Origin of the sequence: Acinetobacter sp. TWP2-2-3 (genome assembly GCF_049896445.1) — a bacterium.
GTDB lineage: Bacteria > Pseudomonadota > Gammaproteobacteria > Pseudomonadales > Moraxellaceae > Acinetobacter.
On sequence record NZ_JAFCUI010000009.1, the window covers coordinates 1 to 19,862 of the forward strand.

Here is a 19,862-nt window from a genome sequence, read left to right on the forward strand (position 1 = left end):
CCATAGCAAGAGTGAACCACCTGATCCCTTCCCGAACTCAGAAGTGAAACCTCTTAGCGCTGATGGTAGTGTGGGGTTACCCATGTGAGAGTAAGTCATCGCCAGCTCATTATTCGAAATCCCCCTCCGCCAAGGCAGAGGGGGATTTTTTTATGCGCAAATTTAAGTATTTCAACAATTATTAGTCGCGAAAGACTAGAAATTTAAAATCCAATTTGTATGTTTTTTAGTAAATCTGTGTTATAAAAAATAAAACGGCATAAAAATTGCTTATAAAACGGGATTTTCTATTAAGGGGGTAACAATGAGATTATCAGTGGGCATAAAAATTGCGAACTCGCTGTCATTAACTCCACAATTACAGCAAGCAATTCGGCTATTACAACTTTCAAGTCTGGAATTGGAACAAGAAGTTCAGTTGCAACTTGATAGTAATCCTCTATTAGAAAAAGTTGAAGAGCAAATTACCCTTGAAAGCTTATCGACAATTGAATCAAATAATGAAAATCACGATCTAACCAATGAACTTAATGCCGATCATCTGCCTGATGACTTACCTGTAGATACCGATTGGGATGATGTTTATACCCATCAACCTACAAGTCTGGGGGCAGCCGAGTTCGAAGAGCGTGAAGATAATCGTCAAGGACATCAGAGCCTGCAAGAATATATGCTAGAACAAATTAATCTGTTGAATTTTTCACAGGTTGATAAATTAATCGCTTATTGCATCGTGGATTCTTTAGACGACAAAGGTTTTTTAGATGCAGAGTTGAGTGAAATTACTGCATCGGTACAACATTTACTCTCTTCTATGGGGTCTGAAGAAGAAATTGAAGATGATGAGGTTGCCGTTGTATTAAAGCATATTCAACGTTTGGATCCGGTGGGTGTAGGTTCTAGAAGCTTGGCAGAATGCCTATTGGTTCAACTTGATAATTTACCTGCGTCAACCCCTTGCCGAAATGATGCGATCAAACTTCTGCAACATTATGAATTGTTGATTACCAATGAGCTTCCTAAGCTGATCAAACAGACTGGCTTAAATCCAGAACAGTTGCGCTGTGCTGTAGATTTGCTAAAAACCTTAAAACCGCATCCAGGTCTGGAATTTGAAAACAAGGAATCGGATTATCAGGTGCCAGATGTTGTGGTGATGAAAAAGAATAACTGCTGGCAAGTCAATTTAAACTCGGATGTACTGCCAAAGTTACGCGTCAATTCTTTTTATGCCAAAATGATTCGTCGTGCAGATCATAGCGATGATAATCAGTACCTGCGTAATCAGATGCTGGAAGCGAAGAACTTTATCAAAAGTATCGATGAACGGCATAAAACATTATTGAAAGTCGCGACTTGTATTGTAGAACATCAAAAGATGTTCTTGGAAATTGGGGCGGAAGGCATGAAACCTCTGGTTTTAAGAGATATTGCCGAAGAAGTCGAATTGCATGAATCTACAGTTTCTCGTGTAACCACCAATAAATATATGCTGACCCCACGTGGATTGTTCGAGTTGAAATATTTCTTCTCGAGTCATGTCGGGACTACTTCAGGTGGTGAAGCATCTTCTACTGCTATTCGTGCCAAAATCAAAAAACTGATTTCCGAAGAAAATGCCCGTAAGCCTCTGTCTGATAATGCAATTGCCAATATGTTAAAAGATGAAGGCATTGATGTGGCACGACGTACGGTGGCGAAATATCGTGAATCGTTACATATTCCTTCATCTTCTGAGCGAAAAGTCTTGATCTAAAATTTGAAATCTGGCTATTCTAGAGATTCATTATGACAACATAATGAATCTTTTTTCTTTTGAGGATCAGTAAGATTGATTTGATTCAGGACTTAAAATACGGATATTTTATTTATAAGTTACTGTATTTAAATTATTTTATATTGAGACTCTTCTAATCCTAACGAAGGTGAGGGATAGAACTATGCAAATAACAATTCGTGGACATCATTTATCGATTACGCCAGCTATTGAAGAAAGTATAAAAACCAAGTTTTCACAGATGACGAAGCACCTAGATCAGGTGAATAGTATGCAAGTGAAACTCTCGAAAGATCATCAAATTGATAAACGCTCTAGAAAGGGCAGTAGTAATCATATCGCAGAGGCTATTATCCGATTACCGGGCATTGAATTTTTTGCTCACGCCACCGCAGATGATATGTATACTTCAATTAAAATATTGACCGAAAAATTGAAACGGCAGATTGATCGATACCGGGAAATGCATTTACAGCAGCATCCTTTAGCCCTATAAAGGATAAATGATGAAAAAGAGGTTTTAAAAGCCTCTTTTTTTTATATATATAATGTATGGATCCATGAATTATTTTTGCTATTTATAGTAAAATGGCTCGTTTTACACCCTTAGTCCTATAAGAGGTCTTGTGATGAATAATGAACAGCTCGCTGAAATTTTAGAAGCCGCTTTTCCGGAGGCGGATGTTGCTGTGAGTGGTCAGGGCGGAAAATTTGATCTCCGTATTGTGGATGATCAATTTGAAGGTAAGCGTCCAGTTGCACGCCAACAAGCTGTTTATGCTCCTCTCAATGCCCATATTGCCAGTGGTGCAGTTCACGCAGTAACAATTCGCGCGATGACAAAAGAAGAATGGCGCAAAGCAAGCTTATTTGGAGCTTAATCATTTAATGGATAAATTTTTAATTCAGGGCGGTATCAAGCTCGAAGGTGAAGTGCGCATTTCTGGTGCAAAGAATGCAGCACTTCCATTATTGGCAGCAATGATTCTTGCTGATACCCCGATTACGCTCAGAAATGTTCCTAATCTAAAAGATGTCAATACGTTGGTGAAGCTGATTGCTGGTCTTGGGATCACCATGACTTATGAAGGCGATACGGTTGTTGCTGATACTTCTACATTAGATAACCAGTTCGCACCGTATGAGCTCGTAAAAACTATGCGTGCTTCTATTTTGGTGCTTGGTCCATTATTGGCGCGCTATGGCAGTGCAAAAGTGTCTTTACCAGGCGGTTGTGCGATTGGTTCCCGTCCTGTCGATCAGCATTTGAAAGCTTTAGAAGCTTTAGGCGCCGAGATTGAAGTCGAAGCCGGTTATGTACATGCCAAAGTCGATGGTCGCCTGAAAGGTGGCGAAGTTGTCTTTGATATGGTGACTGTGGGTGGGACAGAAAATATTCTGATGGCTGCCGTGTTGGCCGATGGTGTGACCACGATTCGCAATGCAGCACGTGAACCTGAGATCACTGATCTTGCGCAAATGCTGATCAAGATGGGTGCCAAGATTGAAGGTCTAGATACCGATACTTTAATTGTGACCGGTGTCGAACGTCTGCATGGCTGTGAATATGCGGTTGTTGCTGACCGGATTGAAACCGGTTCATATCTGGCAGCAGCAGCGATCACTGGCGGTCGTATCAAAACCACGCATACTGATCCGTCCCTGATGGAAGCGGTGCTGGACAAGTTTGAAGAAATGGGCGCAGAAGTGACCCGTGGTGACGACTGGATTGAACTGGATATGCTGGGTAAACGTCCGAAAGCTGTCAGCTTCCAAACCTTACCACATCCAGAATTTCCAACCGATATGCAAGCCCAGATTATGGCTGTGAATGCCATTGCTCAAGGCTTTGCGACAATTTCTGAAACGATTTTTGAAAACCGTTTCATGCATGTTCCTGAATTGGCACGTATGGGTGCCAATATTCAGGTAGAAGGTAATGATGCTGTGGTAACGGGTGTAGAAAAACTTTCTGCCGCACCCGTAATGGCAACAGATTTACGTGCTTCGTTCTCTTTGGTGCTGGCAGCACTTGCCGCTGAAGGTGAAACGCTGATTGACCGCATTTATCATATTGACCGCGGTTATGAAGATGTAGAAGCAAAGTTACAAAGTTTAGGTGCCCAAATTAAGCGAGTAAATTAATGAGCGATATGAGAAACGATGATCCAAACTTTGACGTAATGGGCAATTTTGATCATGGTTTAACTTTGGCATTAAGTAAGGGGCGTATCTTAAAAGAGACTTTACCTTTGCTAGAAACAGCAGGGATTAATCTTTTAGAAGATCCTGATAAATCTCGTAAATTGATTTTCCCGACCACGCATAAACAGGTTCGTATTCTAATTTTACGTGCTTCAGATGTACCGACTTATGTTGAAAATGGTGCAGCCGATATTGGCGTGGCCGGTAAAGATGTATTGATGGAACATGGCGCGCAAAACGTCTATGAACCATTGGACCTGAAAATTGCGGTATGTAAATTGATGACCGCCGGTAAGGTGGGGATGCTACGTCCTAAAGGTCGCTTAAAAATTGCGACCAAGTACGTGAATTTGACCCGTCAATACTATGCCAGCCTGGGTGAGCAAGTGGATGTGATCAAGCTGTATGGCTCCATGGAACTTGCACCATTAGTTGGTCTGGGCGATTACATCGTCGATGTCGTAGATACAGGCAATACCTTGCGTGCCAATGGTTTAGAGCCACTTGAAGAAATCTGCAAAGTGTCTTCGCGTTTAATCGTGAATAAAGCCAGCTTTAAGCGTAAGCAAGCGTTGTTAAATCCGATTCTGGCACAGCTTGAAAAAGCTGTGGAAGAACGTGAAAAGGCCAAACAAGCTTAAATTTGTTGCATAAAAATACCGTCCTCTTAGGGCGGTTTTTTTATTCGATTGAACATAAATACGATGTAAATTCTTTCATCAATTTTACCAAAAGTTATTTCCAATAAAACTCATAGGGCTAGAGCACTATAGCTGCCGACAAAAGTCTGGAAAACAGGTAAACTAAAGCCTTCGAATTCAAACCTGATGGGTAAATTGATGCGACGTTTATCGACCCAAGATCAAAACTTCAAGCAAGCATTTGCTGACTTGTTGGCTTTTGAAACTGTTAATGATCCTGAACTTTTAAAAACTGTAGATCAAATTATTGCTGATGTTCGTCAGCATGGTGATGCTCAAGTTCTTAAACTCACTCAACAGTTCGATCGACATCCGGCGCATCAATTTTCAGATTTAGAGTTAAGCCAAGAGCAACTGCAAGCTGCCTTCGAGGGTTTGACGACTGAAGTGCGCGAAGCTTTAGAGCTTGCTGCAGCACGCGTGCGCGAGTTTCACCAGGTACAAAAACAGGACGGCTGGACCTATGTCGATGCTTTAGGAAATACGCTTGGTCAGAAAGTCACTCCACTGGATCGTGTTGGGATTTATGTGCCGGGTGGTCTGGCTTCTTATCCATCTTCAGTATTGATGAATGCTGTGCCTGCTCATGTAGCGGGAGTTCCTGAAATTATTATGGTGGTACCTGCACCGAATGGTGATTTAAATCCATTGGTACTGGCGGCTGCCTATCTGGCAGGTGTGACACGTGTCTTCACGATTGGTGGCGCACAAGCGGTTGCGGCATTGGCTTACGGTACAGAAACTGTCCCACCGGTCGATAAAATTACCGGCCCAGGCAACCGTTTTGTTGCTGCGGCAAAACGTGCGGTGTTTGGTCAGGTCGGTATCGACATGATTGCAGGACCTTCTGAAATTCTGGTGTATGCCGAAGGCCAAAATAATGCTGAATGGTTGGCGATGGATTTACTTTCGCAAGCTGAACATGACACTGTGGCACAAGCCATTTTCATCACACCAGATGAACAGTTGCTGAATGAGGTTGAACAGGCGATTGAAATGCACCTGGCAATATTGCCAAAGGCAGAAATTGCCCGTACTTCGATTGCCAATCGTGGTGCTTTGGTACTCGTAAAAGACCGTCAAGAAGCATCAGATTTGATTAATCAGGTGGCACCTGAGCATTTGATGTTATGTTTAGATGATGCAGAAGCAATGTCTGACAGCATTCGTCATGCAGGTGCGATCTTTATGGGTCGTTATACGCCTGAAGCCATTGGTGATTACTGTGCTGGTCCAAACCACGTCTTGCCGACTTCAGGTACTGCGCGTTTTTCATCGCCACTTGGTGTCTATGATTTCCAGAAGCGCTCAAGCCTGATTATGTGCTCACAAGAAGGTGTAAAAACTTTAGCAAAAACTGCGGATATCTTGGCGCAACAGGAAAACTTGGATGCACATGCACAGTCAGCACGTTATCGTTATCAATCATAAATAGCATTACAACCTCTCCCTGACCCTCTCCTAAAAGGAGAGGAGAATTTAAACCACAAAAATCTTGTGTCTTTAGTAATGAAAATTCCTCTCTTGCGCCATATATGGCTCAGGGAGAGGTTAGGAGAGGGTTTAAAGAGAATACAAAATGAATATCACAACAGAACAAATGCGTTTTTGGAGTCCTGAAGTACGTGAATTAAAACCGTATACTCCAGGCGAACAACCAAAAATCCAGAATATTTTAAAACTTAATACCAATGAAAATCCGTATCCACCTTCACCCAAAGTGGTAGAAGCGGTTCAAAAGGTACTTGCGAATTCGGCAGATGTTTTGCGTTTGTATCCAGACCCTGATGCATCAGAGTTGAAACAGGCGATCGCTAAACAACAAAATGTACCTGTAGACACTGTCTTTGTCGGCAATGGCTCAGATGAAGTCTTGGCACATATCTTTAAAGCATTTTTTGTTCAAGAACAGCCTGTACTTTATCCAGATATTACCTATAGTTTCTATCCGGTTTATAGTCAGTTTTTTGGCATCAGAACCAAAATCTTGCCATTGAATGATGACTTTGAAATTGTGGTGGATGACTATAAACAAGCTAATGGCGGCATTATTATTACTAATCCTAATGCGCCGACCAGTATTGAACTGGGCTTGGCAGCCATTGAGGAAATCCTACAAGCCAATCCGGATTCAGTGGTGATGCTTGATGAAGCATATGTGGATTTTGGTGCAGAATCAGCAGTCAAGCTGGTTGAGAAATATGAAAATTTAGTGGTATGTCAAACCACATCGAAGTCACGTTCTCTTGCTGGTCTGCGAGTGGGTTTTGCGATTGCTCAGCCACATTTGATTGCAGCACTTGAAGCAGTCAAAAACAGCTTTAACTCCTATCCGATGGACCGTTTTGCGATTGCTGCAGCGGTCGCTTCATTTGAAGATCAGGCCTACTTTGAAGCACAGAATCAGAAAGTTATTGCCAGCCGTGAAAAGTTGGTGTTTCAACTAAATGAGCTTGGTTTTAAAATTTTACCATCGAGTGCCAACTTTATTTTTGCCTCATTGCCATCTAAGGATGCAGGCGAACTTGCAAGTGAGTTGCGTGAACGTGGCATTATCGTGCGTTATTTTAACAAGCCACGTATTAACCAGTTCTTAAGAATTACCATTGGTACAGATGAGCAAAATCAGCGTTTAGTCGATACGCTAAAAAATGAGATTTTGGTGTGATTAAAATCCCTCCTAGCTTCTCTTTGAAAAGGGAGGAGTTCCCTCTTTGAGTAAAGGAAGGTTAGGGTGGATTTGTAGAAAAAAGCGAATCAAATGATTCGCTTTTTTATTTATTCAGGCTGATACCAGGTATTTAACAGATCCAGCATCGCTGAAACTTTATCAAAACATTCCTGATATTCCGCATTACAATCCGAAGAAATGGTAATGCCACCACCGGCCCATAAAGAAACATCTTCTTGATATTTCTGGATGGAACGAATCAGAATGTTCCAGGAACCGGTACCATCAAAATTAAAATAACCCATTGAACCGCAATAAGCACCACGTGCTACACCTTCCAGTTCAGCAATAATCTGCATGGCCCGGATTTTAGGTGCGCCCGTAATTGAGCCACCTGGTAGGGCTGACATTAATACCTCGAAAGGATTCACATCTGCTTTTAAGGTCGCTTCTACTTCGCTCACCATATGATGCACTTGATTAAAACTTTCGATATTAAATAATTTGGGGGTTTTAACCGAGCCTGTTTCTGCATAAACACTTAAATCATTACGTAATAAATCCACAATCATGACATTTTCTGCTTGATCTTTTTCCGATGCTTTTAAGGTTTGTTTAGATTGTTCATCTAGCACAGGATCGCTATAGCGTGGCATGGTGCCTTTAATTGGTTTGGTGATAATTTTTCGATTTTTTTCGAAGTCAATAAATAACTCGGGTGAGCAGCTGAGTAATTCAAAATCACCAATACGTAAATAACCCGCGTAGGGCGCTTCGGTTAATGTCCAGAATGCTTGGGCAGTCGCTAAGAGGGAGCCTTGGGCACGACCTTTAAACTCTTGGGTCAGATTAATCTGATAGCAGTCACCTGCAACAATATAGTCCTGAATTTTCTGAAAAGCCTGAGTATAAACAGATTTAGTCCAGCGTGAGATACAAGGATTTTTTAAATGAAATGTCGAGTGAATTTTATCTTGATTAAGTAAGTTCTGAATATGATTGAAAATTTGTTCTGCCTGTGGATCATCACTATAGAACATCCAGCCATCAGAGATTGGTTTAATGTAGGAAGGAAATTGACCAATAAATAAACCAGGTTGAGGACGGTCTGGATACTGAATATATTGTTGAGCCGCATAATCGTAGCCGATAAAGCCAACATAGCCTCCATGAAAGCCATTCTCTTGAGGAGTTTTTAATGCATTAATCACTAAATTAAATTCAGATGGGCTGGGTTGATACTGTTCAATCCCTATTCTTTTAAAAGACTGAATTTGTGATGTCTGCGCAACAAAATATTCTTGAGCGCAGCAGGCAATAAAAGGCCGACCATTATTATTTAAATACACTAGATGATTCAATGTCTTCAATGCGGATAATAGATCTGTAACCAGACGTGATTCAAACTTTAAGGGACGATGATAGAGAGCTTCGGTCATTCAGTTATGGAGAGTTCGATATGACTTACTATTTTATATCAAGAAGCCAGGAAAATATTTTTAAATCATGAAATACCGTTTATCGGTAAGCGACAGATTGCGACCAACAACAGTTGATCAAAATTTGACTCGACGCTAATTTAAGTGGGCTAGCAAATTACTCAAGGAAAGATGCTTAAGCTGTCAGAAAATAAAAAATACAGCCTAAACACTGAGTAATTCACAACCAAAAAAAATAGTACTCTTGGGAGAGTAAACAATGAAAAAATTTACAAAATTAGTTTTAGCGACTTCAGTTGCATTTAGTGCCAATGCGATGGCGATGCAAGCAATGGATGATGCATCTCTAAGCGAAACAACGGGTCAAGACGGTTTGACAATTGGTATCGGCATCTCGAAAATTGCTATTGAAAAATTATTTATCCATGATAACGACGGTTTGGCACCTAAAGGTGTTGCAAATGAGGCGGGTTTCGGAGGTACTTCTACAGCAGGTGCGATCGTAATCCGTGGTAAGACTGATACAGCACCTGATGCTGCTGCTCTTGCTGATCCTACTACTGCAACGCATGGTGTAGTAATCGGTGCCAATTATGACAATAATGGTGCCTATTTACTTGCATCCCGTAACCTTGCTGACTTGGTAATTGATTCAGATGCTGGGGCTGGTAATCCTTTCATTAATGTTGCTGCACAAGTATCGGGTCTAGATATCAAAGTTGGCCGAATTGGTGTAACTGCATCTGGTGCAGATGATCCGGATTCGATTCGTCGAGGTGGTGCCGGTGTTGTAAACGACATCATTAGTGGTTTTGACGTTAAAACTGGTGTGATAAATGCCAATATTCAACTGGGTGCTGCTCCACAAGGCGCTATGATCAAGATGAATAGTGTAATGCAAGGTGGTTTAGAAATTAAGAACCTAGGTATTTTAGATAATTCCACTAAAAATAAAGTAGTGGGGCTTGTAGGCACGACTCCAGTGACTACACGTGAAGCCGGTGAGATTTTTGTTGAAAGTATCAAAATTGCAGATGCATCGTCTAATGATTTAACCATTAGCCAGAATATTTCTGTATTTAACGATGCTTATGTTGGTACTACCGGCACTCAATTAGGTAAGGCAGCACATGTTCGTATTGTAAGTAATGATACTGGGGCGAAAGACCAATACATTAAAGGTATTCATTTAGGTAACCGTGAAGCAAGATCATCAATTGGTGATATGGAAGTCCAAGGTTTACAAACTTTCTATTCTCCTTCACAAGGTGCTTATACTAAAGGCGCAATTATTACTATTTCTGGTCACTAATCTTTCTTCTAATAAAAGCGCGTGTTTACACGCGCTTTTTTATGACTATATCACTTATCTAAAAAATAAAAAAAATACTGTATTTTTTTGAAAAAACAGGTATCTTTCTAGTTACAGGGAAGTAGAGTTAATGCTCTATAAAAAGAAAAAATAGGCACATCATGCCCATTATAAGAAAAGTTAATAATTATGTTAGAGATCGCGTTGGGCTCGGCATTGATGTATTACGCTGCCAAAGAAGCTCTGGATATCAAAAAACAGCCGAACGGTGCTGTTCACTATACTGAAGTTCTTGATTCAAGAAATGACTCTTTTGTGCGTATGCACCGTGAAGCTGTGGAAGTAAAACCAGCCCTTCTGGATCAGTTTCAGGGCATTGTACGTCAAGCTTATGATTATAGTTGTGGTTCAGCAGCACTTACGACCCTCCTTAATGGTTATGTCGGTACGCAGCTGGATGAGCAGCAAGTCATGAGTGGGCTAATGAAATTCGGTGAAACGGATAAAATTGTTGAACGCCGTAGTTTTTCTCTGCTTGATATGAAGCGCTTTGTTTCAGCCTTAGGGTTGGAAAGTGGAGGCTATCGAGGAGAGTTCAAAGATTTAGTCAATCAAGATCAGCCCGCCATTGTTCCGATTTCCTATGCAGGATTTAAGCATTTTGTAGTGTATAAAGCTTATAAAAATGGCCGGGTTTATGTTGCAGATCCTGCACTTGGTAATATCAGTTTTGAGGAACGGCGTTTTCAGGATATTTGGGAAAATAACACTTTGTTCCTGATTAATGTACCTGAACAATATCGCAAAAATTTTCTAGCATTAAAAGAATCAGATATGCGCCATGTAGAAGATGCTACGATCAATCGCTATGCCTTGGTTGACATGCAGTATCCACAATTTTATATGGACAAAATTGCTGATAAAGCTTCTACGATCCGTATGGACCGTAATCGTAATACAGAGTCAGAACAATTTGGGGAATATCAACATAACTTCCTGAGACTGTATTACAAGAATAAATAAAACGAAAAACAGTAATAAAAATTAAAATGGTGAAATGGATATGAACAGTAAATGGATGAACAAGACGTTCTTGGCACTGAGCATTCAAATGGTAATGGGCGTTGCATTTGCTGCAGAAGAACCAGCACTAGGTGAATACGAAACGGTTGATGAAGAAGTTGTTGTTGAAACTGCTGCATCTGTACCGGCTCAAACTGGACAAGTCGAAACGCAGGCTGCAGAAGAGTCAGAACTAGGTGAATATGAAGCAGTTGAAGAGGCTGTCGTTGAAACAGCAGCACCTGTAGAGACTCAGGCTGGCCAAGTAGTAGATGCATCTCAAGCTTTACAGCAACAAGAAGGAGATGCTACTCAGGCAGCTAATCTGGAAGAAGTATTTACGTCAAATGAACGCCAATACTCTCTGATAAAACAAGGTGAAATTTCATCATATTACGATATTGATTATACCTATTATCGAGACACTCAACTCGATATAGAAATGGCTCAGGGCCAATTGTATCAACTACGTGTTCAAGAAAATGCAACACATAGTATGACTAATACTTTCACTTTCCAATATGGCGTGAAAGATAACCTGACCTTGACTGCATCCCTACCTTTAGTGGCCAAAACTGACTTGTTGAAAGATACCTCTACTGCGGGTTTAGGTGATATTAGTTTGGGCGCTCGCTGGGAACCCTTTCCCCTAAAAGCGGGTCGTCTGCCTCTGATTTTATTTGGTAATTTATCAACTAAAACTGGTGACAGCCCTTATGAAATTAATGCCGCGACAGATCTGGCAGCAGGAAAGGGCTATTATTCTGCTGGAGTAGGTGCTAGTACGCGTAAATACATTGACCCAGTCGTATTGTTTGCATCAGTTTCTGCGAACTATGGTTTTAAAGAATCGGGCCTGAATCAGCGTCGAGGTAGCCGGATTATTGAGGAGTTTGAACCTGGTGTTAGTGGAGGCTTTGCCTTTGGTTTCGCATATTCATTTAACTATGATGTTTCGATGACCATGTCCTATCAGCAAAGCTTTAATACTGGTGCGGAATTTAACTATAACACTGGTGAAAGTTATTCTGCTGCAGATCAGACCAGTTCTACCTTTGCAATTTCCTTAGGTGTGCGAGTCTCTCCAGAAACAATTGTTAATGGTACCGTTGGCTTAGGGCTGACCGAAGATGCACCGGATGTTTCGTTGGGATTATCATTCCCACTTGATATTTTAGGTTTTGGTAAAAAAATCAGTTAATAGGGGTGTCGTATGAAAAACATTCGACTTAGCCCGTTATTAACAGGAATTATTCTTGCGGGCTGTTCAAGTTATACCTTTGCACAATTGGGAACCAACCTTTCAGTTGATTTACGTGCACTATCCATGGGGAATGCTGTCACTGCAGATCCTCCAGGGGTCAATGCCATCCACTTTAACCCGGCTGCACTGACTAAAATTGATGGGCTGCAAACCGAACAGCAAATCATTGTGGCTAATTTTGATATCCAGCGTGAGTTTTCAGTACCCGCCGGATATAACGTATTTGGCTATTCTGATGATCCTATTGTCTGTAATGACGGTCCTGAAGTTTCATCTGATTTGTGTACAGATTTTAAAGGTCCGGTCAAAGGCGATGTGGAATATGTCAGCCTTTATGTCCCTTTTCTGAAAAAAATGGTGGATTTAGGCGAAGGTCTTCCTTTGACTGCACCGACTATGGGGATCGCATATAACCCACCTGGTTCTAAAGCCACTTATGCGACTGCTGTTTATGCTCCTCTCATGGCAGGTTTTGGTCATGAGGATGGTAATCCGGCAAACTTTATGGGACAACAGGTTGCTTTAGAGCGGATTACCTATCTGTCTCCATCCATCGGTTATGAGGTCAATGACCAACTGTCGATTGGTGCTTCTATCGGGATGTCTTATCAAGCCATCGGGATGAAAACGGACTTGCGTTTCCCGAATGAGTTGATCGGGATGTTGCGTATGATCGACGAAGTCGTGTGTACGCCGTTTAAAGAAAATTCCGACATTATTACAGATATTCTTTTGCTCGGGATCTGTAATGCTGATGAGGGGATGAACCCATTTGGCAAGTTTGGTCAAATGCAACTGGAGCTTGAGCAAAACTTAAGCCCAAGCTATAACCTGGGAATATTGTGGGAACCACGCGAAGATTTTAGTTTTGGTATGGTGTACCAAAGTGCTGCAAAAATGCGCTTAAAAGGTAAATATCATATTGATAATGCCAAAGCTCCTCAGGAAATGATTAAAGGTTTAATGACCTCACCGACCGGCCAGATTCTGGCTGCAATTCTTGGATTTCCTACTTATATACCATCGAGTGAATCTGGTCTGGTGTCGCAGGATTTTGAATATCCGGCGCATTTTCAGGCAGGTATCAAATATAAAGTGATGCCAGATTTGCAAGTAAATTTTGATATTGGCTGGACAGATTACAAGGTCTGGGACGAATTTAAATTCGAATTTGATCGTACTATTTCAGCCCTAAAAATTGCCAAAATTTTATCTGCTAATGTTACTGACTCAACCCTGGCTTTACCGATGGGATTTGAATCGCCGTGGAACTTCGGTATCGGGATGGAGTATTCCGCTACAGACCGCTTGAAGCTTCGAGCAGGTTATGAGCCACGGACTAGTGCTATTCCGAAAAATAAGCGTAATACCATGGTACCGATCAATGGTGCGCAGTTATTTGGTTTAGGTGTGGGTTACCGCTTTGATGCAGATACTGATCTGGATCTATCGATTGGTTTTTTGCGCAGCAAAGATCAGATTCCAGCAAATACCAGTAGTTTAGCCAACCAGACTGGGGTAAATAACCTGTTATTAAACCCATATGCAGGTTTAAACGTAAAAACAGATACCAAAATTACCATTTTAGGTTTGAACTATCGCACTCGTTGGTAAGGAAGAAATGATCAAGACAGGGAAAGTGGGATTGACAACGGTACTGGCATTAAGTCTGGTACCCTTGTCTTTTTATACAAGCGCTAAAGAATTTATTACGATTATTGGTCCAGATGGCCGACCATTAGTCGTACCACGTAATAATGTAGAGAAAAAAACTGAAGACAAATCTCGATTGTTGAAAAAAGTAGAAGCTGCAATAGTTCAGTCCATACCTGTGAAGCAAAACTTAGAAAAAGTACCCGTCGTAGAAAATGGACAAGTTAAATCTAAGCATGGCCATAATATGGTTGTACAACCAGTACAACCAGTACAACCAGTACAACCAGTACAACCAGTACAACCGCATATTGCACAAGCACAGATTGAGTCTACACCACGATTAATACCTGGATCTAAAGCTCCTCAAATTTCTGATGCTGGAACAGGATCTTCTGTTGCTAACATACAAAAACCGGGATTTAGCCAGGTTGAAGGCATTGAATATGTGGATAGTGAGTATCTGGAAAATAAAGAATTTAATTTGGAAGGCAAAAAACGTTTCTATAGCATGCCCGAAGGAGTAGTAGATAAAAATATCGGAACTACCCGGATCCAGATAATTGAACGTGAAAAAGGGGTGGGACAATCCGTATTAAAATCCTTGTTTCAAACGCCAGAAGTAGATTCTGGTCCTGTGGTACTGGCTCAAAGTTATTATCGTATTTCACAGTCGGAGACCATCAAGAGCTTAGGCAAGCAGTGTTTTAATGATAAGAAAATTAAAAAAGCGAAAGAAATCAGTTTTAAAAAAGCAGTTAACCTCTGGCCTCGTGCGCCTCTTAAAGCAGACGAATTTGATTTTGAAGTGGTAAAGCTTCAATCCGATATCCAGAATATTCAGATCAACTCTTATGCCTCTAGCCAGAAAAATCCAACGTATTATTGGCCTTTTGTTGTATTTTTAGACAGTCGTGGCTGTGTGCTTGAAGGAGCGGGCGGTTATAAAAATCAGGAAGAACAGGCGAATATTATTCAATATGAGCGTATCGAAGGGGTTCTCCAGATTCCTGCACAAACTGAATATGTATTATTGACGCCTTTGGCCTCCGCGATAGATGTTGAAGACAAGATGCTGACAAATCATGGACAACTAAAATTAGTCGCCATTCGATAAGGACTATTCGAGTATAAAAAGATGAAAAATAAAATATTATTTCCATTTGCTTTAACCACACTTTTAACGGCACTGAGCGGGTGTGGTGGGGAAAGTGCCAATGTCATTCCAGAAAAAAACGATGAAGCCACGACCAATGGTACTTGTACCCCAGGTACAACGAACTGTGTGGAATGGGGGCTGGAATATCCGCTCGATGGTTTGAACTTTAACTGTAGTAGCGATACAGAAAATACCTTTATTACGTTATTTGACAGTAAAAATGGGGTTGCTTCTGGAACCTGTCAAAAGACGGATAATATTGAGTTTTATATTCAAAGTTTTGCTTCGCGCAAGATTAATTTAGGTCAAATTAAACTCAGCGATTATGCTAGTTTTAGTGCCCAGACCCAGCTGCCGCGTTTAAGTGTAATCGATATTGCAACTGGGATTACTCGACGTCCGGTAGCTGATTTGGTGCCTAATGATCCTACCGTTCAGGTGGCCATGCGTCTGGTTAAAATTCTGCAAGCTTTGGCGCTAGAAGAAGGGCGTATTATTAATCCATCTGATGTACAACCTTTGTATATTACTGAAGAGATGCGTAAAGACCTGGCGAAAACCAGTGAGAATATCAATTTGATGGATGCCGATTTGGCGACCAAAATTAAAGATTTTGTTGATATCAGCACAATTTCGGATGAGGTGGCTTTTGCCACAGTTAAAAAGCTGGTGACGATTGCCAACGCAGCCGTGTATCAGCCAGAATTTTCATTATTCTCAACTTCAGGCGTGATTGGAAGTAACCTGACGGGTTCAGATGGACTGGTGGGCTGTAATCAAAACCCTTGTGATATTAAGAATAAGAATACTAAATATTTATTTGGCCATTTTATGCTGATTACCAATCGCCAGGGCTATACCTTTGGCAGCGGCTTACAATGGCGTGATAATGAGTTAACTCTGGCTAAAGAAAATTTATCTTCCTTAGGGGGGATTAATGCTCAACTCATCCGTAAGGTGAAACCGGTACAAATGACCGCTGATCCACAAAGTTCATGGATTCATCCAACCAGTAAAGCCATTAACACGCCTTACCGCCTGAATGTCGCAAATAATGTGACTCCGCTTGAGTTGTATCAAGGCAGATTATTGAATGATTATGTGATCGCGGGTAAAGAAGCTTTCTATAAAGTGGTGACTGACAAAAAATCGCTGGATACTTCCGATCAAGCCAACTTGGGGTTGTGGCGTTTGCAGGCTGATGGTGAAAACTATACGGGAAGCGTTGATCTATATAAGATTTTCCCAATTAGTTATCTGGATCGTCAGGTCTTTAAAACAGCGCAGAACGTCGCGGATGGGGAGAAATACATTTTCCCAATGTATGCCAATCTGGAATTTAAATTTACAGATACCACTGTCAGCCCAATTACTTTAGGAATTGTAATTGACAGTAATGGTGATGTACGCACCAATATGCAATCCTCTAGTAATTTCGCGACTGATCCGGTGAATGGCTGTCAAGGTGATGTGTTGGCAGATACGCTCTTAGATCATCAAGGCATACAACAATATCGCCTCGGGACTTTGGGACGTGCATTTGTCGCTGATAAAGCGGTTTCCATGCGCCTGATTTTGGCCAATGAAAAGTTTGGTAATATTAATGGCGCATTGGTAGGGGTAGACTCGCGCATCCAGTCTTCACCGGATTCTAGGGATTCGATTGTGATCGGTGGTGCACTGCTCAATTTGTCTAATGTGTTAGATACTAATGTCGGCCAGAATGGGCGTGTAACTTTCCTGAATTCGGCAGGTGATGGAGTACAATGGGCCAATACCTATGCCAGTTTTCAAAAAGTTTATAATAATAACAATGAGGGTGAAACACCGGCAGATATTAGCCTAGCAAAATTAAACGGTGGTTCGGTTGAGTTTAAGCTTGCGGATTGCTATCAAGTCAAAGCCAAATAATATTCTTTAAAAATAAAAAAAACCCATCTTAGTATGGGTTTTTTTTATGGATGTTAAATTTAACCGGTATGGTCTAGACGCGTGCCTAAGGTTTCCAGATGCATTGGAAAAATATTATTTTTACGGTCTTCAAAATAATGTCTGAGAGTATGTTCTACACTCGGGAAGGCAAGTTCGGTCCAGGGAATATCTGCTTCATCAAATAAACGTGTTTCGATGGTCTCTTCACCCGCACCAAATTTTCCATCAATCAGATTGGCTTTAAATAGCACATAAATCTGACCAATACGCGGAATGTTATACATACAGTACAACTGTTCAATATCTACTTCAGCTTCGGCTTCTTCACGGGTTTCCCGTGCAGCCCCTTGCTCCATGGTTTCAAACAGTTCCATATAGCCGGCAGGTAAAGTCCATAAGCCGTAGCGTGGTTCAATGGCACGACGGCATAACAGTACTTTGTTTTCGAATAAGACTAAAGCACCACAAATTACTTTCGGATTAATGTAATGAATAGAGCCGCATGAATCACATACGCTGCGAATTTGCTGATCGCCCAAAGGAATTTTAGCAGTGGTTTTATGTCCACAATTCACACAGAAGTTCATATTCATCATCAATGATAAAAGTATGCTCAGGATAACTGAAAAACTAAAATTTGGCATCATTTCTCTCCCGCCCCGACTAAAATCAGCTATGATGAAATTATGATCATCGTCAGAGTTGAAAGAATGGATGCATGTGAATTGACACAAAGGTTGCAGCAACGCTTACGTTTTTCCAAGCGTATTCGATCTGCGCATGCTGCCGTGTTAATTGCAATTACAGATGAAGCTGACCCGAAAGTATTGCTGACGCGCCGTTCAGCTTATTTGAATAATCATGCCGGAGAAGTCTCATTTCCAGGTGGCAAGCGCGATCCACAAGATACCAGTAATATTGTGGTGGCTTTAAGGGAAGCCTATGAGGAAACGGCACTCAATCCTTTTGATGTGCATTTAATGGGTGATTTACCCATGCAAAAAGCCCGCAATGGCATGCTGGTCAAACCGATTGTGGGACTGATTCCTCCGCAAGTGAAGCTGATTCCACAACCGACGGAAATTGACCGGATTTTCTTTGCTTCATTGCAGCATTTGCTTGAAGTGACGCCCACGCCTTATGAAGTTCGTTTTGCCCAGCAATCTTTATATTTTCCGAGTATGCGGGTAGAAAATGAAGTGGTCTGGGGATTGACCGCACGTATGCTGATTTCTTTATTTCAATATGGGCTGGATTATAAAAAAGACTGGCCATTCTTGCTTAATTCTCCAACGTTTAAACGCTCCAAATTTTTTTAACCATTGAATAGGATTTTATCAATGTTGTACAAATTTCAAGGACATATGCCCACCGCTATACATCAGCCCTGGGATGGCTGGGTGGCACCAACGGCAACAGTGATTGGGAAAGTTGAACTTGGGCGGCAGGTCAGTATCTGGTTCGGTGCCGTAGTACGTGCAGATAACAGTAAAATTAAATTGGGTGACTTTAGCAATGTGCAGGAAAATGCAGTACTGCATACGGATGCCGGTATCGAGATGAATATTGGCAATTATGTGACAATTGGGCATCAGGCTATGCTGCATGGCTGTACCATTGGAGATAACAGCCTGATCGGGATTCAGGCTGTCATTTTGAACCATGCCGTGATTGGCAAGAATTGTATTATTGGTGCCAATGCCTTGATTCCAGAAGGCAAGGTCATTCCAGACAATTCTGTGGTGATGGGCTCACCCGGTAAAGTGGTGAAAACGCTGGATGATGACAGTATTCAAAAATTAACAATGAGCGCCATGCATTATGCCGAGCATTTTCAGAAATTTCAGGACTTGGAAGAAGTGCAACTCTAAGGCACTCTTTTATTGATTGAATCATAAGCCTAGATTTTCTAGGCATTTTTGTATCTGTTTCGGGAAAATCTCGCGTAGCGGATATGAGTGGAGTATCATATCCGCGTTTTTTATATTCTCTGAATTAAGGTTGTGCATGAAAGTGCTGGCATTGGAGACTGCCAATGAGCAGTGTTCCGTCTCTGTAATCGATGATACTCAAGAACTATTTTTTCAGCTTGATGCGCGCGCCAAGGCACAAACGCAAACGATTCTCCCGATGATTGAACAAGGTCTGCAAGCTCTTGGACTGGCCATTGCTGATTTGACTGCGATTGCCTTTAGTCGTGGTCCGGGTTCTTTTAGCGGTGTGCGTATTAATGCTGCCGTGACTCAGGCCTTGGCCTGGTCAAATGATGTGCCGGTGATTCCGGTGTCAACTTTGCAGGCTTTGGCACAGGCAGCCTATCGTTTACACGGCCTCAAGGAAGTGTCTGCGGTATTGGATGCCCGCATGAGCGAAGTCTATATCTCGAGCTATCAAGTGGATGCACAAGGAATTATGCAACCGGTTGATGATGAGCAACTGTTAAGTTATGCAGAAGGCAGCCAAGCTGTACGCTTTACCCCGGTGGGCTCAGGCGCTGAACTGGTACAAAGCGAAACTTCAATTTATAAAGATGTGCATGCGACCGCACAGGATATCGCCAGCATTGCACGTGCAGCGGCACAAGCAGAAAACTGGGTGAGTGCAGAATTGGCATTACCCGTATATTTACGCGATAACGCGTGGAAAAAAATTCCAGAACAAGGCAAAGCATAATTAATTAGGATAAA

18 protein-coding genes and 1 rRNA gene are annotated in these 19,862 nt (G+C 41.6%); 17 read left to right on the top strand and 2 right to left on the bottom strand.

The window, feature by feature from the left end:
• From rrf to hisC, 8 genes are all read left to right on the top strand, one after another.
• Positions 1-107: ribosomal RNA gene (gene rrf / locus ACP7AK_RS11970) — 5S ribosomal RNA — on the top strand; the annotation flags it as partial.
• A gap of 197 nt (positions 108-304) precedes the next feature.
• On the top strand, positions 305-1,756 hold the full coding sequence (locus tag ACP7AK_RS11975; protein WP_425879974.1) for an RNA polymerase factor sigma-54: 1,452 nt from the start codon (positions 305-307) through the stop codon (positions 1,754-1,756).
• A gap of 184 nt (positions 1,757-1,940) precedes the next feature.
• A complete protein-coding gene (gene hpf, locus ACP7AK_RS11980) occupies positions 1,941-2,273 on the top strand; it encodes a ribosome hibernation-promoting factor, HPF/YfiA family (protein ID WP_004730744.1) in 333 nt (110 codons plus the stop codon).
• A 133-nt stretch (positions 2,274-2,406) separates the two neighbouring features.
• Positions 2,407-2,658 (top strand): BolA family iron metabolism protein IbaG, encoded by a 252-nt coding sequence (ibaG, locus tag ACP7AK_RS11985; RefSeq protein ID WP_004730742.1) that lies wholly within the window; start codon positions 2,407-2,409, stop codon positions 2,656-2,658.
• 7 nt (positions 2,659-2,665) lie between these two features.
• The gene (gene murA, locus ACP7AK_RS11990) at positions 2,666-3,922 is read left to right on the top strand and encodes a UDP-N-acetylglucosamine 1-carboxyvinyltransferase (protein WP_004279150.1); all 1,257 of its coding nucleotides are present in this window, start codon (positions 2,666-2,668) and stop codon (positions 3,920-3,922) included.
• Positions 3,922-4,623 (top strand): ATP phosphoribosyltransferase, encoded by a 702-nt coding sequence (gene hisG / locus ACP7AK_RS11995; RefSeq protein WP_004730740.1) that lies wholly within the window; start codon positions 3,922-3,924, stop codon positions 4,621-4,623. The genes murA and hisG overlap by 1 nt, the downstream gene beginning before the upstream one ends.
• A 186-nt stretch (positions 4,624-4,809) precedes the next feature.
• Complete coding sequence (gene hisD, locus ACP7AK_RS12000) at positions 4,810-6,114, top strand: histidinol dehydrogenase (RefSeq protein WP_425879975.1); 1,305 nt, start codon at positions 4,810-4,812, stop codon at positions 6,112-6,114.
• A 148-nt stretch (positions 6,115-6,262) separates the two neighbouring features.
• Positions 6,263-7,351, top strand: coding sequence for a histidinol-phosphate transaminase (hisC, locus tag ACP7AK_RS12005; RefSeq protein ID WP_425879976.1), 1,089 nt, complete (start codon positions 6,263-6,265; stop codon positions 7,349-7,351).
• Positions 7,352-7,461: 110 nt separating this feature from the next.
• Here hisC and ACP7AK_RS12010 read toward each other — a convergent pair whose 3' ends face one another.
• Positions 7,462-8,793 carry an anthranilate synthase component I family protein gene (locus tag ACP7AK_RS12010; protein WP_425879977.1) on the bottom strand — a complete coding sequence of 444 codons (1,332 nt, stop codon included), beginning with the start codon at positions 8,791-8,793 and terminating at the stop codon, positions 7,462-7,464.
• 259 nt (positions 8,794-9,052) lie between these two features.
• Here ACP7AK_RS12010 and ACP7AK_RS12015 point away from each other — a divergent pair, with 259 nt between their 5' ends.
• The 6 genes from ACP7AK_RS12015 (at position 9,053) to ACP7AK_RS12040 (ending at position 17,154) form a co-directional block, all read left to right on the top strand.
• Positions 9,053-10,105, top strand: coding sequence for a DUF6160 family protein (locus ACP7AK_RS12015; RefSeq protein WP_425879978.1), 1,053 nt, complete (start codon positions 9,053-9,055; stop codon positions 10,103-10,105).
• Between the two features lie 189 nt (positions 10,106-10,294).
• Positions 10,295-11,128 (top strand): putative pilus system C39 family peptidase FilB, encoded by an 834-nt coding sequence (locus ACP7AK_RS12020; RefSeq protein WP_153567073.1) that lies wholly within the window; start codon positions 10,295-10,297, stop codon positions 11,126-11,128.
• 34 nt (positions 11,129-11,162) lie between these two features.
• Complete coding sequence (locus ACP7AK_RS12025; protein ID WP_425879979.1) at positions 11,163-12,368, top strand: hypothetical protein; 1,206 nt, start codon at positions 11,163-11,165, stop codon at positions 12,366-12,368.
• Between the two features lie 12 nt (positions 12,369-12,380).
• A complete protein-coding gene (locus ACP7AK_RS12030) occupies positions 12,381-14,045 on the top strand; it encodes a putative pilus system OmpP1/FadL family transporter FilD (protein ID WP_005107779.1) in 1,665 nt (554 codons plus the stop codon).
• A gap of 7 nt (positions 14,046-14,052) precedes the next feature.
• A complete protein-coding gene (gene filE, locus ACP7AK_RS12035; protein WP_425879980.1) occupies positions 14,053-15,201 on the top strand; it encodes a putative pilus assembly protein FilE in 1,149 nt (382 codons plus the stop codon).
• Between the two features lie 21 nt (positions 15,202-15,222).
• Positions 15,223-17,154 (top strand): hypothetical protein, encoded by a 1,932-nt coding sequence (locus tag ACP7AK_RS12040; RefSeq protein WP_425879981.1) that lies wholly within the window; start codon positions 15,223-15,225, stop codon positions 17,152-17,154.
• Positions 17,155-17,213: 59 nt separating this feature from the next.
• On the opposite strand, the gene ACP7AK_RS12045 is transcribed toward ACP7AK_RS12040, so the two are convergent.
• Entirely contained in the window at positions 17,214-17,762 is a 549-nt protein-coding gene (locus ACP7AK_RS12045; protein WP_161785319.1) for an NUDIX hydrolase, read from the bottom strand.
• 123 nt (positions 17,763-17,885) lie between these two features.
• Between ACP7AK_RS12045 and ACP7AK_RS12050 the strand changes: the two genes are divergently transcribed.
• The 3 genes from ACP7AK_RS12050 to tsaB all read left to right on the top strand — a co-directional run bounded on the left by ACP7AK_RS12050 (position 17,886) and on the right by tsaB (position 19,848).
• Complete coding sequence (locus ACP7AK_RS12050; protein ID WP_004279164.1) at positions 17,886-18,494, top strand: NUDIX hydrolase; 609 nt, start codon at positions 17,886-17,888, stop codon at positions 18,492-18,494.
• A 24-nt stretch (positions 18,495-18,518) separates the two neighbouring features.
• Positions 18,519-19,046: a gamma carbonic anhydrase family protein gene (locus ACP7AK_RS12055; protein WP_374952841.1), complete on the top strand. Its 528-nt coding sequence runs from the start codon at positions 18,519-18,521 to the stop codon at positions 19,044-19,046.
• Positions 19,047-19,182: 136 nt separating this feature from the next.
• Complete coding sequence (gene tsaB / locus ACP7AK_RS12060; RefSeq protein ID WP_374952227.1) at positions 19,183-19,848, top strand: tRNA (adenosine(37)-N6)-threonylcarbamoyltransferase complex dimerization subunit type 1 TsaB; 666 nt, start codon at positions 19,183-19,185, stop codon at positions 19,846-19,848.
• The last annotated feature ends 14 nt before the right edge of the window (positions 19,849-19,862 follow it).